Source organism: Thalassospira indica (assembly GCF_003403095.1).
Lineage (GTDB): Bacteria > Pseudomonadota > Alphaproteobacteria > Rhodospirillales > Thalassospiraceae > Thalassospira > Thalassospira indica.
Genome location: NZ_CP031555.1, coordinates 4440086 through 4459607, shown reverse-complemented (window position 1 = coordinate 4459607; position 19522 = coordinate 4440086). Strand labels below are relative to the sequence as shown.

Sequence of the window (19522 nt, the reverse complement as noted above, 5' to 3'; positions counted from 1 at the left end):
TTACGCCGCCCGCACCGCCAATACGACGGCGCTACCGTGGTCTAATTTTGCACCGCCGTTCTCACATGAACCACTTCAACCAGAGGCTGTTCCGGTTTTCGAGTCGGTGCTTTCTTCTTTTGGTGGACGGATACGGAAAAGAAGTGCGTAAAGTACCGGCACGGCGACAAGGGTCAGCACCGAGGCAAACGCGAGGCCACCCATTATCGTCACCGCCATAGACGCGAAAAACGCATCCGGCAGCAGGGGTATCATGCCGAAGATCGTCGTGCCTGCGGCGAGCACCACAGGGCGTAGACGACTGACCGAACCGTCAATCACTGCCTTGTAATCCGCCACACCCTCTGCGCGCTGAACGTCGATCTCTTCGACCAGAACGATCGCGTTCTTCATCAGCATTCCCGACAGCGAAAGGAAGCCGAGCAGAGCAGTGAAGGTGAAAGGCAGGCCGGTGAAAAGCAGCCCGAGCACCATGCCCGTCACGGACATTGGCACGACAAGCCAAAGGATGAGGGGTTGGCGCACCTTGTTGAACATGAGAATGGAGATTGTCAGCATGACAAGGAAGCCTAGGGGAAGCTGTTTGCCAAGGCGGGTCTGGGCGTCGGTTGAACTTTCATACTGGCCACCCCACTCCATGCTGTAGCCGTCGGGACGCGGGAGTGCCTCGATCTCGGCCCGCACGCTTTTGAAGGCCTCATCGGCGGTGAGATCCGCCCGTGCACCGCCAAGGGCAGTAATGGTGCGTTCGCGGTTGCGCCGGTGAATCAGCGCCTCGACGAGGCGCGGCTCGAACCGTTCCACAAGGTTGGCCATGGGAACGTAGGTGCCAGCACCATCGGACCAGGCCGACAGATCCCGAACGCGGTCAACCCCGTCCCGTTCGGTCGCGGGCAGCCGCAGGTGGATCGGGATGACCTCGTCGCCTTCGCGCAATTCACCGACCCGCAAGCCCGACGTTCCGTAGCGGACGGTATCGGCAATCGCGCTGCGCGTGGCCCCGGCCAGCCGCATGCGCGACTCATCGACGATCGGCTCAACAAGGATTTCGCGCTGGCGCCAATTGGTGCGCGGGTTGGTAATTGTGCCGGCGGCCTCGTATATCCGTAATGCATCGTCGGCGAGTTGGCGCAGAACGACCGGATCGGGACCAGAGAACCGGACCGCCACATCGGCACCGGAGGGCGGGCCGAAGACAAGCTCTTCGACCCGGACGAGCGCGTTGGGAAATTCGGCCGGCAGATCACGATTCAATCGATTGGCCATAGCCGGGATCGCCTCGGCGTCGGCCACACGAACGATAAGCTGGCCATAGCTGGCATCTGCCTGCTCCGGGTTGTATGTCAACATGAATCGGCTCGCGCCGCGCCCCACCAAGGTCGTCACGTCGGTCACCTTGTCTTCAGACAGGATCAACTGTTCGAGCCGTTTCATTTCACGGTCGGTGACGTTGATGTCGGTCCCTTGCGGCATCTGGAATTCGACATAGAAAAGCGGGGTATTTGACGCCGGGAAAAAGGCCTGCTTGACCTGCCCGAAGGCCATCACCGACACAATCGTGATTCCCACGATTACAAGCACAACCAGCACACGCGCGCGCAGCACGAGCCAGAGCAACCCGCGATAGATCGCGTAGAACGCGCCCTTGTAGGGATCATCCGAGGTATTTTTTTTTGGCGCCTTGAGCAGCAGCATGCCGAGATATGGCGTGACCGTAACAGCCAGAATCCAGCTCATCAGCAGCGAGATGGTGATCACCGCGAAGAGCGAGAACAGAAACTCGCCGGTGGAGTCCGGCGAAAGTCCGATCCCGGAAAAGGCCATGATCCCGATCACGGTGGCTCCAAGCAGCGGAATGGACGTGGAACTTTCGGTCTCGGCCGCAGCTTTTATCGCGCTCTTTCCGCGCGCCATGCCGATCACCATTCCTTCGGTGATCACGATGGCGTTGTCGACCAGCATCCCCATCGCGATGATCAGGGCACCAAGGCTGATCCGTTCCATCGCGATCCCGAAGACCGACATGAAGAACAGCGTGACGAACACAGTGAGCCCGAGCGTCGTGCCGACCACCAGGCCGGCGCGCCAGCCCATTGTGATCATCAGCGCCCCGACAACGATGGCGACCGACATCGCAAGGCTCAGGAGAAAGCTGGAGACGGCCTGATCAACGACGACGTGCTGTTCGTAGATCGGCGTGACTTCGACACCTTCCGGCAACTCAGCCTTCAACGTCTCAAGCCGGGCCGAGACTGCCGCGCCAACTTCGACCACGTTTCGGTTCGTCAGCGCCGACACCCCGAGGGTGAAGGCCGCGGTGCCGTTCTGCCGGATGATCTGACTGGGCTGTTCCGCCTCGTCGCGGGCGACGCGGGCAATATTATGGATCGCGACCTGCCCAACCTCTCCGGCCGCGCCAAGCCGCAACTCCTCGATCCCTTCGGGGGTCACGTAACCTGGCGGCACGGACAGTCCTATCCGGGCCGGCCCCTCGGTGATCTCGCCATTATCGAAGACAAGGTTCTCATCGTTCAGCACGCTCAGAACCTGGTTGGGCGGAAGGCCCAGCTCTGTCAGGCGCGCGGATGGAATCGAGATCGTGATCACCTCTTCGGTGAGGCTCTGAACCTCGACCTTGGCGACACCGTCGACGGTCACCAGCCCCAGCCGCAATCGCGTAGCCAGATCCCGCTCTTCGCGCGGGGTCAGACCTTCGGTTTTCACCGCGTAGAACATGCCGTAAACATCGCCGAAATCATCGTTGACGATGGGCGCGCGTGCGCCTTTCGGAAGGTCACCCTCCACGTCGCGGATGCGCAGGCGCATCTCGTCCCAGACCTGCGGAATCTCATCCGGGCCATATGTGCCCTCGATCTCCACGGTGATTTGCGCCATGCCCGGCATCGACTTGGATTCGACCCGGTCAAGCTGCTTCATCTGCTGCAGCGCGTTTTCGATGACGTCAGAGACCTCTTCCTCGACCTCGACTGCTGTCGCGCCGGGATACGGCACGAAGACTAGCGCGGTCTTGAGCGTGAAACTCGGGTCTTCAAGGCGGCTCACGGTGTTCAGCCCCCAATACCCGCCAAGAAGGCAAAAAAGGATGAGGAGCCAGACCGCCACGGGCCTCTGGATGCTTGCGCCGGAAATGCTGAATGCCATGGATCTGTTCGTGTCCTGTCAAGGGGGCGGGATCAGAGCCCCGCAACCGTCACGGTCTGATTGTCGCGAAGCCGCCACCACCCGCCGGAGACGACCAGTTCATCGCCTTGGAGACCTTCCAGAACCACGATCTCGTTATCGACGGGAAGGCCCAGACGCACGGTCCGGCGCGTGACCTGCCCCGACTCTTCGTCGTAAATCCAGACCGAAGGCTCGGTTCGGCTAGAGGTATCGATCGCCGACACGGGGACCATGGCGGATTGTGCACTGGCTTCGGCCGCCGCATTTGAAAGACGCACCCTGGCCGTCATCCCCGGCAGAAGACGCGAGTCGACATCACCCCGGATGGCAAATTCCACATCGTAGGTCTGCGCCGTGCGGTCGGCATCGGTTGCAAAAGACCGAAGCATGAGCGGAGCCGTGTAGCCGGGCACGGCTGGAAAACTTGCCACGAGATCGAAGGCGTCGGGTGCGCTGCGTGCGACCGCCGCCAATTCTTCCGGCAGAGAGATCATGATCCGCATCTCGCTGACATCCTGAAGACGCGCAACCGGCGCCGCGGAGGTGACGTTGACATATTCCTCGATGAAGGTGCGCGCCACGATTGCATCGAAAGGCGCGATGATCTGCGTCTGTGAGAGGCGCCGCTCGGCCTCGCGCAGCGCAACTTCGGCCTGCGCGTATTCGGCGCTGGCCGTTTCGAAGCGCGCTTCGGCCGCAACCCCCCGTTCGGCAAGGCTTTTCGCGCGCTCGAGCTCGGATTTCGCCAGGTCAAAGGCGGCCCGCGCCCGATCCACCGCAAGTTCGAAATCGACCGGATCGAGTTCCGCGATCAGATCGCCTTCGCTGATCTTGTCGCCCGGATCCACCTCGAGGCGCAGGACCTGTCCAGAAACCTGGAAAGCGATGTCTACGGTGCGGGCTGGCGCGACCCGCCCGGCAACGGTGCGGCCACGCGTGACGGTGCGACTTGTTGCTCGGGTCACTTCTACTGTGACCTTCCGGTCGTGTTCAGCCCCCTCGCTGGTTTCGGCCGCAGGCTTTGTCGCGTCAGTCGTTGTCTGGGCCCGGACATCGGTCCGGAGCGCCGGAAACACCGACAAAACCAGCAGCGCCGCAGCCGCGATCACGGTAACCGATGCGATCCGTTTCCAGCTCTGCTTCATTCTATTCGAGTTCATCGATCAGGGTCCTTAATCTTTCGATGACGCGACCACGGAGATCCGCCCCGCCGTCTGGCAGCTTGAGAAGTTTCTGGAAGCGCACCCCCTGAATCGCCCAAAAAACCACCATGGCACCCTGCGGGTCTTGTGTGTCGGACAGGATACGCCCGATGTCGTCGCTCAATTCTCCCCGCAGCGGATCGAGCAGTTGCGGATCTGACGCCGCTGTCGCGAGGATCGCCATCGACAGGTCATCATCCACCTCTTGCGATTGCAGAACCGTTTCGAGATGACCACGCAGGGTTCGCGCGGGGTGCCGCTCCGGCACGCTCTCCAGCAGCTCCCGGTGTTCGGCCAACATCGCATCGAGCAGCCCCGAGAGCAGGGCCTTCTTTGTCGGGTAATTGTAAAGCACGCCCCCCTTGCTGAGGCCCGCCTCCTTTGCAACCGCGTCGATCGTTATCTTTCCCGCACCTGCACGCGCGGCGATCACGCGCGCAGCAGACAGTATCCTGCGAGACGCGCTTCTGGTTTCTGCTGGGGTCATGTGTTCACTCAAAACTGTACCGTCCGGTCGGTGCATCTGCGTGGGTAGCTAGTGTCCGGCACCATCCGGGTCAAGTGTTCAACCGGATCCGTCACCTTGAGGCGCGGCATGGCACCTGTCGAAGCACCAGAAGGCAAGCTGTTGGGCCTCCCACGCTATAAGTCATTGCGTCGGCCATATACCCCCAGAAAAGCGTCAACCGCCCTCTTTGAATGCTCAGATGCATCGACGGGCTGGTCGACGGCCAGCAATCGCGGCATGATGACGCCGGAGATGGACAGGTGAATGAACTGACTGGCGGCGTTTTGAACGTTTTCACCTGCATTCCCCAAGTGGCGTGTCGTTTGAGGTGAAGATCGCCTATATCCGAGCGCTAGACAAGGATTTTCTGCCGCAAGCGGCACTTGCGGTCGCGCAGACTGCTGGATCTGGACGGATCAGACCGCGAAGCCGCTGTTTCCTTGCCCAGGGGCGGCGTTTTTCAGCGCAGCGGACAGATCTGTCCAGCCGCTTTCGTTCAGTTTGAGCGTGGATCGCGATCATGCGCATAGCGGTGGCGCTCGCAATCGGCGGATAGCGGCGAGGATGGCGCGTACCATCGTGCCGGTGACAGCGACCTCGGCCAGCTGGAAGGTGATGGTGCGGGCGTGACGGACCACACGTGCCCCGATCTTGATCAGCTTCAGTTGCAGGCTGGTCAACGACCAGTCGGCCATGGCCTCGGGCAGCTCGATGCAGCGCAAGAAGGTGGCCAGGTTGTACGCCAGGGCGTGCAGTTGCAGCCGCACCTCATTGTCGCGGAACTTCCGGCACGACAGCCGCGTCCAGCGAAAGGCGTATTTGCCCTCTTTGATGTGCTGCTCGGCGGTGCCGCGCTGGTTGTAGAACCGCACCACCCAGTCCGGCTCCATCGGCAGGTTGGTGACGATGAAGCCGACACGCGGGAACAGTTCGCCCGGATGCCATTCGATCTTGGCGATCACCCGGCGTTCCTTGTCCCAGGACGCCGCCTGATACTCGAATTCCTCGAAGAACCGCTTGACCTTGGTCAGTGACGGCCGCCCGACAGGGCGCGTTAGCCGATGCGCGATCTTGTCCTTGAGGACCGCGTTTGCGGGCAGCCGGATGGCGTAGAAGAACCGCGCTTCTTCCAATCGCTCATAGATCGCCGGGATCGCGTAGGCAGCATCGGCCCGGAAGAACCTGCCACCAAGGTCGCGCTCCGCGTAGCGCGCAATGACGGGGTCGAGAACATCACGCCAGCCATCGGCGCTGTGGACGTTGCCATGGCGCAGGGCGCAGCGTTCCAGCATCCCGAACTGGTTGAACAGAAAGTTGGGGTGATAGCAGCTACAGTCGAAATGGCCATTCCAGGCGGACCCTTCCTGGTCGCCATGGGTCGGGCTGACCGAGCTGTCCATGTCCAGAACGATGTACTTCAGCCCGTTACGGTCATGGAACCGGTCGATCCATTGCCCGTTCAGGTCGGCCAGCGCGGCACGGTTCCCGGCCAGAGCCAGCGTCTCGGTCTCGAACCGTCCCATCTGCGATGCCGAGGCCGCTTGTGCATCGACCGCTCTGCCGCCGACAACTTGGCGCATGACCGGATCGCAGGCGAGACGGTTGGCGTCGTTGACATCCTCGTATCCGGCCAGCCGCCCAAAGACTGATTGCCGGAACAGGCCGTCGAGCCGATGGACCGTGTTCTTGCCAGAGCGAGTATCGCGCAGCGCCGCTGACGCCAAATCGGACAACCCGAGCGCGTCATCAAGCTCGCGCATCACCAGAAGGCCGCCGTCGGAACTGAGCTGCGTGCCGCGAAATTCCAGCCGCACGCGAGGGTCGAAATCCACCCGATCTGCCCGTTGCAAGCCCGCACCCTCTGGGTGATCCATGAAACGCGCCCCTCGCAGCCTTCAACACCATGTTTTATATAGGAAATATAATGGTCAGGACAGCGAAATCAGCGCCTTACTTGGGAAATGTGGGTTGAATACTGTCTGAAGGTAACCGGCTACTGCGTTGCTGGCCCTGGCAATGCCGCTAATCCCGACTGGACACGATTTGCCCGTGAACTGCCTCCCCTTACAGAACAAGCGGGTGCGGACGTTGCAGTAGCCATCGCCTACATGCTGGGACATCCTCCGAAAAAGCAGGTCTATGTGGATGATGTGCTTCAATGGCGCATTGTTGCTCCGCAGGCGCAGAACGAAAACGACCTCATCTTCCTCTATGTCAGGCGCGTCCGGAACAACCTGTTTCACGGGGGAAAGTTTAATGGGCGTTTCTTCGACCCTGAGCGGAGCAGGGAATTGCTGGAATATTCCATCACGATTCTGATGGCAGCGATCATTATGTCACCGCGCATGTTGGAAGCCTACGAGCATAGAACCGACTGATGAATTGAAGCTGTTCTTGTCCCCGTGCTTTACCAACCTCCCATTTCGTCATTCAGCATCCGTACTTGGGCTTCGCGCAGTTCTTCCATCGTCTGGATCGTCGGGGTGATCTCAAGCTCATACATGGGGATCTGCCAGCGCTCATACAGGGTCATAACGTCCCCATCCTCCGCGCTCTCGGAGATCAGTCCGGTCGCTTCCATCTGTTCCAGCGTTGCCTGCATTAGCGCTTTTGACGTGTGCAGGGTTTGTTTCTCGGTGAACCGTGTCCCGCTCCAGATGGATGCGACGATGCGCAGGCCATCGAGGCTGAGCACCCCAAGCCGCTGCATAGCATTGGCAACCCGCAGCGCGTCGGATTCTTCCGGCCCAAACAGTGACGGCCGGGTTCGCGGTTCGTGCCAAGCCAGTTCGCCGTTGTCGTATGACTGAATGTCCGCGTACAGAGCGCTTTCCCGTTCGTGGACCGGCCCGCCCGGCAGGATAAACTCTCCCGCGAATCCCTCCAGCGTGTGCTCTTCGCATTCGGTTTGCAAATAGTGCTGGAGCTGGGCAACGCTCACAGGCTTCCAACTCGTCGCCTTCGCGTAAATGAGCCGTGCCAGATGATCGTAAAACCAGCGCATCAGCTTGCCGATATGCTGGTTTACCTGGGCCGGGGGGCAACGAACAATGTCCATTAGGATCAGGATTTTCGCGGCTTCTTCATCCGAGAAGCTGACCATCACGTCTTCTTCCCTAGGACGATCATGTAGGCGAGCGGCAGCATCCTGAAAGCCCTGAGCGCTCGCAAGTAAAATAGGCAAACCTTCAGCAATGAAGGCCAGCCGGTCCTCGTGCCTCATCTGGCACAATCGTAGCCCCTTTCGAAGGCCTATGTCGGGTTTTCTTGCCATGCTGCATGTATAGCGGGAAGCTGCCCGTCACGTCGATCCAAAGGGTGCCTGTGAACGACGGCTATCACCGGTCTTTGCGGGTGCGATGCTGCCCCCTCACCGGCAGCTATCCGCCCGACGGGTCGGTCACGGCCAAGGTCTCGCTGCGGCGCGCGCGAACGGCGGCAATTGCCAATTGCTGCAGGTGCTTTGCTGCTGCGCCGCAAGTCGGCTCACCGCCGATTCTGTGGAAAAACACCCGTTTGCTGGCGCAGAATGCGGCGCCCAGATTTGAGCGCGAGCGCCTTTCCTGTCAGGCTTTTCGCGGTTGCTGCGGTGCAGGAAGGAGCTTGGCCATCTTGCGGAGGTTTTGGGCGGTTGCGGCCAGGAGGAATTCGTCATTTGCGCCGCATGGGCCACGTAATCGGAGCCGGTTCAGGCCCAAGATCCGTTTGAGGTGGGCGAAGAGCATCTCGACCTTCTTCCTCAGCTTCATCGAGATGACGTATTGCTCGGTTTTGGCGATGTCGCGGGCGACCTGCCGGGCATCCTCATGTTATTCACGGGTGATCTTGCGCGCATCCGCGTTGGGGCAGCACTTTGCCTTGGATGGACAGGCCTGGCAGACCTCTTTCAGCGCCCGATAGCGCGCTGTTCCCTTGCCTGTCGGCCCCCGGTTCGGGTCGGAATAGTTCCGGCGGAATTGCTTCAGCTCGTGCCCCTCGGGGCAGAGGTATTGGTCGTTTGCAGCGTCCCACTCGAAGTCGGCGCGGGTCCAGGTGCCATCGCTGCGTCCAGACTTGTCGAGGACAGGAATGTGGGGCGCGATTTTGCGGTCGACCAACCAGCCCAGCATTGGAGCGGTTCCGTAGGCGGCGTCTGCAATCAGACGCTCGGGATGGAGGTCGAACCTGGCTTTGACGCGCCCCAACATGGTCTTGGTTGAACCGACTTCGGCTTGCCGGTTGGACCGCGTCGCTTCAACATCCACGATGACGCCGTGGTCCGTGTCGATCAGGTAATTGTCGGAATAGCTGAAGAATGCCGGTCCCTTACGGGCGGCCGTCCATTGGCTGGCCGGGTCGGAATGCGACGTGAACTTGGGCTGCACCTCGCTGGCGGCACCGAACGCCGCCTCATCCAGGGTGGCGAGATACTCACGCACAGCGCGGGGCGCGTCGTCCGGATCGACCTGCGCCGGATCCCACTCTTCCTTTGGTGTCGAGTTCTGCTTGTTGGCATCGGCCTCAATCAGACTGGCGTCGATGGCCATGCGCTGGCCGCTGACCAAGCCCTCTTCGATACAGCGGGCCACCGTGGTCTCAAACAGGTGCCGCAGCAGTTCGCTGTCGCGGAACCGTCCATGCCGGCTCTTGGAAAATGTCGAGTGATCCGGGACGCGATCGCTAAGGTCGAGGCGGCAAAACCACCGGTAGGCAAGGTTCAGATGCACCTCCTCGCAGAGCCGCCGTTCTGACCGGATGCCGAAGCAATAGCCCACCAGAAGCATCCGGATTAGCAGCTCGGGATCGACCGAAGGCCGACCGGTGTGGCTGTAGAAATCGGCAAGGTAGGTGCGGATCCCGGACAGGTCGACGAACCGATCAATGGAGCGCAGCAGGTGGTTCTGCGGAACATGATCCTCAAGCGAGAACTCGTAGAACAGCGCCGGTTGCGCCTCCTGCCGCGGTCCCATCATCGCCGATCCTCCCACCCTCTTCAGGAATTGAATCAGCCGACGGCCCTTCGATCAAGCGCGAGTTTTTCAACAAAATACGCCCGAAACCACCAAGTTCGCATGACGGTTGCCACGACGCCTTCCTTCTGAAGTGGATCTGGAGGCAAAGTCGCCGTTTTCCTGTCTTTACACGCCACGCTACTACCCCCTCGGAAACCTGTTGAGCTGTAGGCATTTACGGCTTTCTTAATCGACCCCGATCCAGGGCGGCCTGTTGGAGGCGCCCGCAAGGGAACGGGGCCGGCATGGGAAAGACTGATCAGAGACCAGAGGTGATCCGGAGAGGCGCGCGGATGCTGCGCACCGCGCTCGGGCCGGCGATCGCCGGGTTTCTGGACGACCCCATGACCGTCGAGGTGATGCTCAACCCCGATGGGCGGCTCTGGGTCGACCGACTTTCCGAGGGGCTGGCCGACAGCGGCAAGATGCTGAGCGCAGCAGACGGCGAGCGCATCGTTCGACTGGTCGCGCACCATGTCGGCGTCGAAGTTCATAGCCTGTCCCCGCGCGTTTCCGCGGAACTGCCGGAAACCGGCGAGCGCTTCGAGGGGCTGTTGCCTCCCGTGGTCGCGGCGCCGACGTTCGCCATCCGCAAACCCGCCGTCGCCATCTTCACCCTCGAAGATTATGTCATCGCCGGAACCATGACCTTTATGCAGGCCGAGGCGCTGCGCCAGGCGGTTGCGACCCGTGCCAATATCCTGGTGGCGGGGGGTACCTCGACCGGCAAGACCACGCTGACCAATGCACTGCTCGCCGAGGTGGCCAAGACCTCCGATCGCGTCGTGATCATCGAGGACACCCGAGAGCTTCAATGCGCCGCGTCGAACCTCGTGGCGATGCGCACCAAGGACGGTGTTGCCAGCCTGTCCGATCTGGTCCGGTCCTCGCTGCGCCTGCGCCCCGATCGTATTCCGATCGGTGAGGTGCGTGGCGCCGAGGCGCTTGACCTGCTCAAAGCCTGGGGCACCGGCCATCCCGGCGGCATCGGCACCATCCATGCCGGTACCGGGATCGGCGCGCTGCGTCGTCTCGAGCAACTCATCCAGGAAGCCGTCGTCACTGTGCCGCGGGCCATGATCGCGGAGACCATCGATCTCGTGGCCGTCCTGGCCGGGCGCGGTTCCGCGCATCGTCTGGCCGAACTTGCCCGCGTCGAGGGCCTGGGGCCGGAGGGCGACTACCGGATTTCACCTTTCATTTCAGAACCCACCACTCACGAACCAGGAGACCTCGAATGATCCGTCACGCCCTGCGCATCCGCCAGCACATCGCCACCGCGGCCACCGCCACCTATGTCAGCCTGTTCATCGCCCCGGTCGCTCATGCCTCCGGTTCTTCCATGCCCTGGGAAGCGCCGCTGCAATCCATCCTCGACTCCGTCGAGGGGCCGGTGGCCAAGATCGTGGCGGTGATCATCATCATCGTCACCGGTCTGACACTGGCCTTCGGCGATACCGGCGGCGGATTCCGGCGCCTGATCCAGATCGTGTTCGGCATCTCCATCGCCTTTGCGGCCTCGTCCTTCTTCCTGAGCTTCTTCAGCTTTGGTGGCGGAGCGCTGATCTGATGGCGGTGAGTTTCGAGGTCCTCGACGCAGTTCCGGGGTTCAGCGTTCCGGTCCACCGCGCGCTGACCGAGCCGATCCTCCTCGGCGGCGCACCGCGCTCGGTTGCCATCCTGAATGGCACGCTCGCCGGTGCGGTCGGCCTCGGGCTTCAGCTCTGGCTGGTCGGAATCCTGATCTGGGCCGTTGGCCACATCGCAGCTGTCTGGGCGGCCAGGCGCGATCCGCTCTTCGTCGAGGTCGCGCGCCGCCATTTGCGCATTCCCGGTTATCTCTCGGTGTGAACCCCCATGATGAATCTTGCTGAATACCGCCGCACCGCCTCGCGCCTCGCCGACTACCTGCCCTGGGTGGCGCTGGTCGGGGAGGGCGTGGTCCTCAACAAGGACGGCTCGTTTCAGAGGACGGCGAAGTTTCGGGGGCCCGATCTCGACAGCGCCGTCGCGGCCGAACTGGTCGCGGTCGCCGGCCGGCTGAACAACGCTTTCCGTCGCCTCGGTTCCGGGTGGGCGATCTTTGTGGAAGCACAGCGCTCTGAGGCCGCGACCTATCCGGTGAGCACCTTCCCGGATGCGGCATCGGCGCTGGTCGATGCCGAGCGCAAGGCCGGTTTCGAGGAGGAGGGGAGCCATTTCGTCTCCGGCTATTTCCTGACGCTCCTCTGGCTTCCGCCTGCCGAGGACGCGGCGCGTTCGGAGTCCTGGCTCTACGAGGGCCGCGAGACCTCGGGTGTGAACCCTTGGGAACAGGTGCGCGGCTTCATCGACCGCGCCGATCGCGTGCTGGCGCTGCTCGACGGCTTCATGCCGGACTGCCACTGGCTCGATGACGCCGCTACGCTGACCTACCTGCATTCGACGATTTCGACCAACCGGCACAGCGTGCGCGTGCCCGAGGTGCCGGTCTATCTCGACGCGCTCTTGCCTGACCAGCCGCTGGCCGGCGGCCTGGAGCCGCGCCTGGGCAATCACCATCTCCGCGTCCTGACGATCACCGGCTATCCCGGCGCCACGACCCCGGGCCTGCTCGACGAGTTGAATCGGCTGGCCTTTCCCTATCGCTGGTCGACCCGGGCCATTCTCATGGACAAGCTGGACGCAACCAAGCTGCTGACGCGGATACGCCGTCAGTGGTTTGCCAAACGCAAGAGCATCGCCGCGATCCTCAAGGAGGTGATGACCAACGAGCAATCCGCGCTGGTTGATACAGACGCGGCGAACAAGGCCGCTGACGCAGATATGGCCTTGCAGGAACTCGGCGCGGATCTGGCTGGCATGGCCTATGTCACGGCCACGATCACTGTCTGGGACGAGGACGTCCGCCGCGCTGACGAGAAACTGCGGCTGGTCGAGAAGATCGTCCAGTCCCGCGATTTCACCGTCATGGTCGAGACGGTCAACGCCGTCGATGCCTGGCTCGGAAGTCTGCCCGGCCATGCCTATGCCAATGTCCGGCAGCCACCGATCAGCACATTGAATCTCGCCCATATGATCCCGCTCTCGGCGGTCTGGGCGGGGCCGGAACAGGATGAGTATTTCGGCGACGCTCCGTTGCTCTACGCCAGGACCGAAGGCTCCACCCCGTTCCGGTTTTCTCTCCATGTCGGGGATGTCGGTCACACCCTCGTCGTCGGCCCGACCGGCGCGGGAAAGTCCGTGCTGCTGGCACTGATGGCGCTTCAGTTCCGCCGGTATCCGCGCAGCCAGGTCTTCGCCTTCGACTTCGGCGGCTCGATCCGCGCCGCTTCGCTCGCCATGGGAGGCGACTGGCACGACCTCGGCGGAGAGCTGACCGAGGCGGACGAGAGTTCCGTCTCGCTACAGCCGCTGGCCCGCATTCACGAGACGTCGGAGCGCGCCTGGGCGGCCGACTGGATCGTCGCCATCCTGACGCGCGAGAACATCCAGATCACTCCGGATGTGAAGGAACATATCTGGACCGCGCTGACCTCGCTGGCCTCGGCCCCTGTGGGCGAGCGGACCATGACCGGCCTCGCGGTCCTGCTGCAGTCCAACGAACTGAAGCAGGCGCTTCGCGCATACTGCGTGGGTGGACCCTATGGCCGGCTGCTCGATGCCGAGACCGAACAGTTGGGATCGGCGGATGTGCAGGCTTTCGAGATCGAGGGGCTGGTGGGAACCGGCGCGGCGCCCGCCGTCCTTTCATACCTGTTCCACCGGATCGGTGATCGGCTTGATGGACGCCCCACGCTGCTCATCATCGACGAGGGCTGGCTGGCCCTTGATGACGATGCCTTCGCGGAGCAGCTCCGCGAATGGCTGAAGACGCTGAGAAAGAAGAATGCTTCGGTGATCTTCGCGACGCAGAGCCTCAGCGACATCGACGGCAGTTCCATCGCGCCGGCGATCATCGAAAGCTGCCCGACACGGCTCCTGCTGCCGAACGAGCGGGCGATCGAGCCGCAGATCACCGCTATCTATCGTCGCTTCGGCCTCAATGACCGGCAGATCGAGATCCTCGCGCGGGCCACGCCCAAGCGCGACTACTACTGTCAGTCGCGGCGTGGCAACCGGCTGTTCGAGCTGGGCCTCAGCGACGTCGGTCTGGCCCTCTGCGCGGCGTCGTCCAAATCGGCCCAGGCGCTGATTGCCGAGATCTGCGCCGGACACGGCCAAGACGGCTTCCTCGCCGCCTGGCTGAAGGCGCATGGCCTCGATTGGGCCGCCGAGCTGATCCCCGACCTCACCAATCTCACCATCGACGCGGACGGGGCCTTTCCGGCCACTGCTGTTGTTGAGGACGCCGACATCGACCTTGAAGAAGAGGAAGTCACACCATGACACGCAAGATTACGTTTCGGTTCGCCGGCCCGTCGCTGTTCGCCCTCGCGCTGGCGATGCCCATGGCCATGTCGCCCATCGCAGCGCCGCCCGCACACGCGCTCTTCGGCATCGGCGGGGGACCTTTCATCGTCTACGACCCGACCAACCACGCGGAAAATCTCCTGACCGCAGCGCGGGCTCTGGAGCAGATCAACAACCAGATCGCACAGCTCCAGAACGAAGCGCAGATGCTGATCAACCAGGCGCGCAATCTCGCCAACCTGCCGTATTCCGCGCTCCAGCAGATCCAGCAGAACGTCAGCCGCACGCAGCAGCTCCTGGCGCAGGCGCAGAACATCGCCTTCGACGTGCAGAGCATCGACCAGATGTTCCAGCAGGACTATGGCAACCTTTCCCTGACGGCGACCGACCAGCAACTGATCGCCGAAGCCCGGTCCCGTTGGGAGAACACCGTCGTTGGCCTGCAGGATGCCATGCGCGTGCAGGCCGGAGTCGTTGGCAATATCGAAGCCAATGGCGCCGAGATGTCCGCGCTCGTGGGGCAGAGCCAGAACGCGGTCGGTGCTCTGCAGGCCACGCAGGCGGGCAACCAGCTCCTCGCGCTGCAATCGCAGCAGCTCTCAGATCTGATCGCGGTGATCTCGGCAAACGGCCGCGCCAACGCGCTGACTGAGGCCGAGCGCGCCACCGCTGCTGAACAGGGCCGCATCCAGCGCGAGCGCTTCCTGACGCCGGGCTCGGGCTACCAGCCAGGCAACGCGCAAATGTTCAACTGAGGCCGGGAGGGGAGACGATGGAGGGGAAGGTGCTGGCCCGGATCGCGGCCATCGTATTCGTAGCGATCGCGATCACAGCCACGGTGATCGAGATGACACGCGAGGAAGCTCCCGTGTCGGCCAGCAGTGCGCCCGCGCTCCAGCCGTCTGCCGATCCTCTCCGCGCGACGCTGCGCCGGTGCCAGCAGCTTGGCGAGGCCGCTTCCAGCGATGCCGATTGCCTCGCCGCCTGGGCTGAGAACCGTGACCGGTTCCTCGGTCGGACGCCTGCATCTGACGCGCCGCAGCATTCGGGAGATCACTGAGCCATGGGTGGAACCGGCGTCATCGACAACTTTCTGGGCATCTTCACCAGCTACATCGACAGCGGGTTTGGGCTGCTTGGCGGCGAGGTCGCCTTCATCGCCACCACGCTGATCGTCATCGACGTGACGCTGGCGGCCCTGTTCTGGGCCTGGGGCGCCGATGACGACATCATCGCCCGGCTGGTGAAGAAGACGCTCTTTGCCGGGGTCTTCGCCTATATCATCTCCAACTGGAACAACCTCGCCCGGATCGTCTTCGAGAGCTTCGCGGGCCTCGGTCTGATGGCCTCGGGCACCGGGTTTTCCGCCGCAGATCTTCTGCGCCCTGGCCGCGTGGCCCAGACCGGGCTAGAGGCCGGGCGACCGCTGCTCGAAAGCATCTCCGATCTGATGGGCTGGGTCGCGGTCTTTGAGAATCTCGTCCAGATCCTCTGCCTGTTCTTCGCCTGGGCGCTGGTGATCCTCGCCTTCTTCATCCTCGCGGTGCAGCTCTTCGTTACCCTGATCGAGTTCAAACTCACGACCCTCGCGGGCTTCGTGCTGATCCCCTTCGGCCTCTTCGGCAAGACCGCCTTCATGGCCGAGCGCGTGCTGGGCAACGTCATTTCGTCCGGCATCAAGGTTCTGGTCCTCGCCGTGATCATCGGCATCGGATCGACGCTCTTCGGCCAGTTCACCGCAGGTTTCGGCGGCGTGACGCCGACCATCGATGACGCCATGGCGATTGTTCTGGCCGCCCTGTCTCTGCTGGGCCTCGGAATCTTCGGCCCCGGCATCGCCTCAGGTCTGGTGTCCGGCGGGCCCCAACTCAGCGCGGGGGCGGCCATAGGCACCGGCCTTGCCGCTGGTGGCGCTGCGATCGGGGCCGGAGGGGCAACCATGCTCGCAGCACGCGGAGCTGGATCTGCACTCTCCGGAGGCGCCGCCCTGGCACGTGGCGGCGCCTCCGCGGCGGGTGCTGCCTCGAGCGCCTACACGCTTGGCTCGATGGGCGGAGGTGGTCTCCCCGGCGGGATGGCTGGTGTGGCGCGCGCCGGGGCCGCTGCCGCGGCATCACCGCTCAAGAAGGCGTCCTCTCGCGCGGCTGGCGGGATCCAGTCCAGCTACGCCGAGGGCGTCAAGGGCGGTGTTGCGGCGACGGGCGGAACCACCTCGATGGGCACGGTCGGCAGCGCGGCATCCGAGCCTGGCAGCTCCGGCCCGTCCTTCGCCGATGGCCCGCCAGCCTGGGCGAAGCGCATGCGCCATAGCCACGCCGTGAGCCATGGCGTGCGCGCTGCGGCCCATGCCGTCCGGTCGGGCGACAGCCACGGCTCGGGCTCCTCCGTCAATCTCTCCGAAAGGGATCGCTCATGAACCTCTTCAGGCGCTCCGCCACCCATTATGGCAAGACACCTCAGCCAGAGACGCCCTATCAGAGGGCCGCGCAGGTCTGGGACGAGCGTATCGGCTCCGCCCGCGTCCAGGCCCGCAACTGGCGCTACATGGCCTTCGCCAGCCTGATCCTAGCGGCGGGCTTTGCTGGCGCCCTGGTCTGGCAATCTGCGCGTGGTACCGTCGTACCCTGGGTCGTTCAGGTCGACGCGCTCGGCGAGGCCCAGGCTGTCGCGCCGGCCTCGGCCGACTACGAGCCCACCGATCCGCAGATCGCCTTCCATCTTGGCCGTTTCATCGAACAGGTTCGTTCCATCCCCGCTGACCCGATCATCGTGCGGCAAAACTGGCTGCGCGCCTATGAGTTCACTACGGACCGTGGCGCGGCAGCACTTAACGACTTCGCCCGCGCCAACGACCCGTTCACCCGCGTCGGTCGCCAACAGATCGCTGTCGAGGTGTCCTCTGTCATCCGGGCCTCACCGGGATCGTTCCGCGTCGCCTGGACCGAGCGCCACTACGAGAACGGCCAGCTTTCCACGACCGAGCGATGGACCGCGATCCTGACCGTCTTGATCCAGACCCCGCGCAGCGCCGAGCGCCTGCGCGCCAATCCCCTCGGAATCTATGTCAATGCGATCTCCTGGTCGCGGGAGATGGGCCAATGACTGAACAGCATCTTCATGCAACCAGGTCTCCGGACATCAGGACGCCGATGTTGGTGGCCTTGTTGCTTTCCGCATCCATGCTGGCGGGGTGCGCCAGTAACCCGGTACCGGAATTCAGCTACGACGAGTCCGTGCCGCCGTTGCCCACTCCACCTGTCTCGGTCACCGAGAAACGCCCTCGGCCGCTGCATACGCCGCCCGTCTGGATAGTGGCGCATGGCGGAGCGGCGGCAGGCACACCGACCGGACGTATCGAAAACGCCAATGCCGCCGCCCGGGTCGAGCCGCGCCGCGAGGGCTACTACAATGCGATCCAGATCTACCCTTGGTCGGAAGGCGCGCTCTATCAGGTCTATGCCGCTCCCGGTCAGATCACCAACATTGCACTCGAGCCAGGCGAACGTCTGACCGGCGCGGGTCCGATCGCTGCGGGGGATACCACGCGCTGGATCATCGGCGACACGGAGAGCGGGTCCGGATCCACTGCCCGCGTCCACATCCTCGTCAAACCGACGCGGGACGACATCTCGACCAACCTGGTAATCAGCACTGACAGGCGGGTGTATACGATCGAGCTGCGTGCACGCGAGGCGCTCTACATGCCCTCGGTTGCCTGGGCCTATCCGGCAGCGCCTCGTGGTGGGCGACAGGCTGTGGCAACCGCGCCGACCATTCCGGCGCCCTCTGCCCGCAATCATCGCTACGGCTTGCAGATCCAGGGGGAAAGCCCGCCCTGGCGCCCGGTTTCTGTCTTCGACGACGGCCGCCGCGTCTATGTCGTTTTCCCGGCTGGTATCGCCCAGGGCGAGATGCCGCCGCTCTTCGTGCTCGGCGCCGACGGAGAACCACAGATCGTCAACAGCCGCATTCACCGGAACGTGCTGATCGTGGATCGCCTCTTCGGTGCGGCGGAGCTCCGGCTGGGGGCAGGAGACCGCCAGCAGGTGGTCCGGATCGTGCGCATGGAGGAGCGCGAGGCGGATGCGCGGGCGGAGGGGGATGCGCGAAAGGGAGGGGCGTCATGAGTGACACCGATCCCGCGGCTCCGATGCGTCTGCGTCCCGATCCGCCCCGCGTGACCAGACTGTCGCGCAAGGTTCTGGCCGGTGTCGGAGCGGTCGCGCTGTTGGGAATCGGGGGGGCGCTGATCTATGCGCTCCAGACCCGTGAGGCTGGGCCGGGAGGTGGAGAACTCTATTCCATAGACAACCGACCGGCAGCGGACGGCCTGGAAGGGCTGCCGTCCGACTATACCGGCCCGGTTCTGGGACCCGCACTGCCCGGTGACCTCGGGCGACCGATCCTCGATGCGCAGGAGCGCGGAGTGCCCGTGACCCCTCCGCCGATTGTGGGCCCGACCGTCGATCCGGAAGCGGAGCGCCGCAGGGCAGAGGAGGAAACCGCGCGTCTGAGCGGTGTCTTTTTCCAGACGGCATCTGGCAGGGCGACGACGGCCGGGGTCGGCGTGAACCTTCCGGGTCTGGGCGGCACCGAACAACCCGAGGGCAGCCGGCATACTTCTTTCCTCAACGGTCCGGTGGACCGGCAAACCGTCGCATCGGATCGCATTCAGCCGCCAGCCTCGCCGTACATCCTTCAGGCCGGAGCGGTGATACCCGCCGCGCTTGTCACCGGCATTCGCTCCGATCTCCCGGGGCAGATCACCGCGCAGGTCACCGAGAATGTCTATGACAGCCCGACCGGATCGCTGCTGCTGATCCCACAAGGAACCCGCATCATCGGCCAATACGATGACGGTGTGACGTTCGGCCAACGCCGCGTGCTGCTGGTCTGGAACCGCCTGATCCTTCCCGGAGGCCGGTCCATCGTTCTCGAACGTCTGCCGGGCGCGGATGCGAGCGGCTATGCCGGCCTCGAGGATGGCGTCGACTACCACTGGTGGGATCTTATGCGCGCAGCGGGTCTGTCCACGCTGCTCGCGATCGGCGCGGACCTCGCCACCGATGACGAAGACCGCCTGGTCCAGGCGATCCGCGATGGCGCGGTGGACACGATCAACCAGGCCGGACAGCAGATCGTCCAGCGTCAGTTGCAGGTCGCGCCGACACTGACCATTCGCCCGGGGTTCCCGGTCAGGATCATCGTCACCCGCGATCTGGTATTCGAACCGGCAGGAGGTTGAT

The 19522-nt window shown here is 63.5% G+C and carries 17 protein-coding genes and 1 pseudogene; 11 read left to right on the top strand and 7 right to left on the bottom strand.

The genetic code is table 11. The annotated features are described in order from the left end of the window. Positions 1-75: 75 nt before the first annotated feature. The 5 genes from DY252_RS20820 to DY252_RS20800 all read right to left on the bottom strand — a co-directional run bounded on the left by DY252_RS20820 (position 76) and on the right by DY252_RS20800 (position 6767). Complete coding sequence (locus DY252_RS20820) at positions 76-3162, bottom strand: efflux RND transporter permease subunit (RefSeq protein ID WP_064790331.1); 3087 nt, start codon at positions 3160-3162, stop codon at positions 76-78. Between the two features lie 32 nt (positions 3163-3194). Next, the gene (locus DY252_RS20815; protein ID WP_197482603.1) at positions 3195-4343 is read right to left on the bottom strand and encodes an efflux RND transporter periplasmic adaptor subunit; all 1149 of its coding nucleotides are present in this window, start codon (positions 4341-4343) and stop codon (positions 3195-3197) included. Beyond that, on the bottom strand, positions 4330-4872 hold the full coding sequence (locus tag DY252_RS20810; RefSeq protein WP_064790333.1) for a TetR/AcrR family transcriptional regulator: 543 nt from the start codon (positions 4870-4872) through the stop codon (positions 4330-4332). Before DY252_RS20810 ends, DY252_RS20815 begins: the two co-directional genes overlap by 14 nt. Before the next feature lie 155 nt (positions 4873-5027). Beyond that, positions 5028-5276: a TetR/AcrR family transcriptional regulator C-terminal domain-containing protein gene (locus DY252_RS22790; RefSeq protein WP_366652678.1), complete on the bottom strand. Its 249-nt coding sequence runs from the start codon at positions 5274-5276 to the stop codon at positions 5028-5030. Between the two features lie 135 nt (positions 5277-5411). Then, entirely contained in the window at positions 5412-6767 is a 1356-nt protein-coding gene (locus tag DY252_RS20800) for an IS1380-like element IS1247 family transposase (RefSeq protein WP_006473457.1), read from the bottom strand. Between the two features lie 87 nt (positions 6768-6854). Here DY252_RS20800 and DY252_RS20795 point away from each other — a divergent pair, with 87 nt between their 5' ends. After that, positions 6855-7271: a hypothetical protein gene (locus tag DY252_RS20795; RefSeq protein WP_064790334.1), complete on the top strand. Its 417-nt coding sequence runs from the start codon at positions 6855-6857 to the stop codon at positions 7269-7271. Positions 7272-7300: 29 nt separating this feature from the next. Here DY252_RS20795 and DY252_RS20790 read toward each other — a convergent pair whose 3' ends face one another. Then, entirely contained in the window at positions 7301-8116 is an 816-nt protein-coding gene (locus DY252_RS20790; protein ID WP_064790335.1) for a hypothetical protein, read from the bottom strand. A gap of 343 nt (positions 8117-8459) precedes the next feature. Then, positions 8460-9845: pseudogene (locus tag DY252_RS20785) on the bottom strand (IS1182 family transposase). A gap of 332 nt (positions 9846-10177) precedes the next feature. Here DY252_RS20785 and trbB point away from each other — a divergent pair. From trbB to DY252_RS20735, 10 genes are read left to right on the top strand one after another with little or no spacing between them, the layout of a single operon-like run. Further along, positions 10178-11125 carry a P-type conjugative transfer ATPase TrbB gene (gene trbB / locus DY252_RS20780; RefSeq protein ID WP_404969428.1) on the top strand — a complete coding sequence of 316 codons (948 nt, stop codon included), beginning with the start codon at positions 10178-10180 and terminating at the stop codon, positions 11123-11125. Then, positions 11122-11454, top strand: a complete 333-nt coding sequence (locus tag DY252_RS20775; RefSeq protein ID WP_064790337.1) for a TrbC/VirB2 family type IV secretion system protein — start codon at positions 11122-11124, stop codon at positions 11452-11454. Before trbB ends, DY252_RS20775 begins: the two co-directional genes overlap by 4 nt. Then, complete coding sequence (locus tag DY252_RS20770; RefSeq protein WP_064790338.1) at positions 11454-11735, top strand: VirB3 family type IV secretion system protein; 282 nt, start codon at positions 11454-11456, stop codon at positions 11733-11735. Before DY252_RS20775 ends, DY252_RS20770 begins: the two co-directional genes overlap by 1 nt. A 6-nt stretch (positions 11736-11741) precedes the next feature. Further along, positions 11742-14252 carry a conjugal transfer protein TrbE gene (gene trbE, locus DY252_RS20765; protein WP_064790339.1) on the top strand — a complete coding sequence of 837 codons (2511 nt, stop codon included), beginning with the start codon at positions 11742-11744 and terminating at the stop codon, positions 14250-14252. Further along, positions 14249-15031, top strand: coding sequence for a P-type conjugative transfer protein TrbJ (trbJ, locus tag DY252_RS20760; protein ID WP_064790340.1), 783 nt, complete (start codon positions 14249-14251; stop codon positions 15029-15031). Before trbE ends, trbJ begins: the two co-directional genes overlap by 4 nt. A 17-nt stretch (positions 15032-15048) precedes the next feature. Then, positions 15049-15336, top strand: coding sequence for a putative entry exclusion protein TrbK-alt (trbK-alt, locus tag DY252_RS20755; RefSeq protein WP_064790341.1), 288 nt, complete (start codon positions 15049-15051; stop codon positions 15334-15336). Between the two features lie 3 nt (positions 15337-15339). Further along, entirely contained in the window at positions 15340-16692 is a 1353-nt protein-coding gene (trbL, locus tag DY252_RS20750; protein WP_114089511.1) for a P-type conjugative transfer protein TrbL, read from the top strand. Then, the gene (gene trbF, locus DY252_RS20745; RefSeq protein WP_064790343.1) at positions 16689-17378 is read left to right on the top strand and encodes a conjugal transfer protein TrbF; all 690 of its coding nucleotides are present in this window, start codon (positions 16689-16691) and stop codon (positions 17376-17378) included. The genes trbL and trbF overlap by 4 nt, the downstream gene beginning before the upstream one ends. Further along, the gene (trbG, locus tag DY252_RS20740) at positions 17375-18403 is read left to right on the top strand and encodes a P-type conjugative transfer protein TrbG (protein WP_064790344.1); all 1029 of its coding nucleotides are present in this window, start codon (positions 17375-17377) and stop codon (positions 18401-18403) included. The genes trbF and trbG overlap by 4 nt, the downstream gene beginning before the upstream one ends. Beyond that, positions 18400-19521 carry a TraB/TrbI/VirB10 family type IV secretion system protein gene (locus DY252_RS20735; RefSeq protein WP_064790345.1) on the top strand — a complete coding sequence of 374 codons (1122 nt, stop codon included), beginning with the start codon at positions 18400-18402 and terminating at the stop codon, positions 19519-19521. The genes trbG and DY252_RS20735 overlap by 4 nt, the downstream gene beginning before the upstream one ends. Position 19522: the final 1 nt, after the last annotated feature.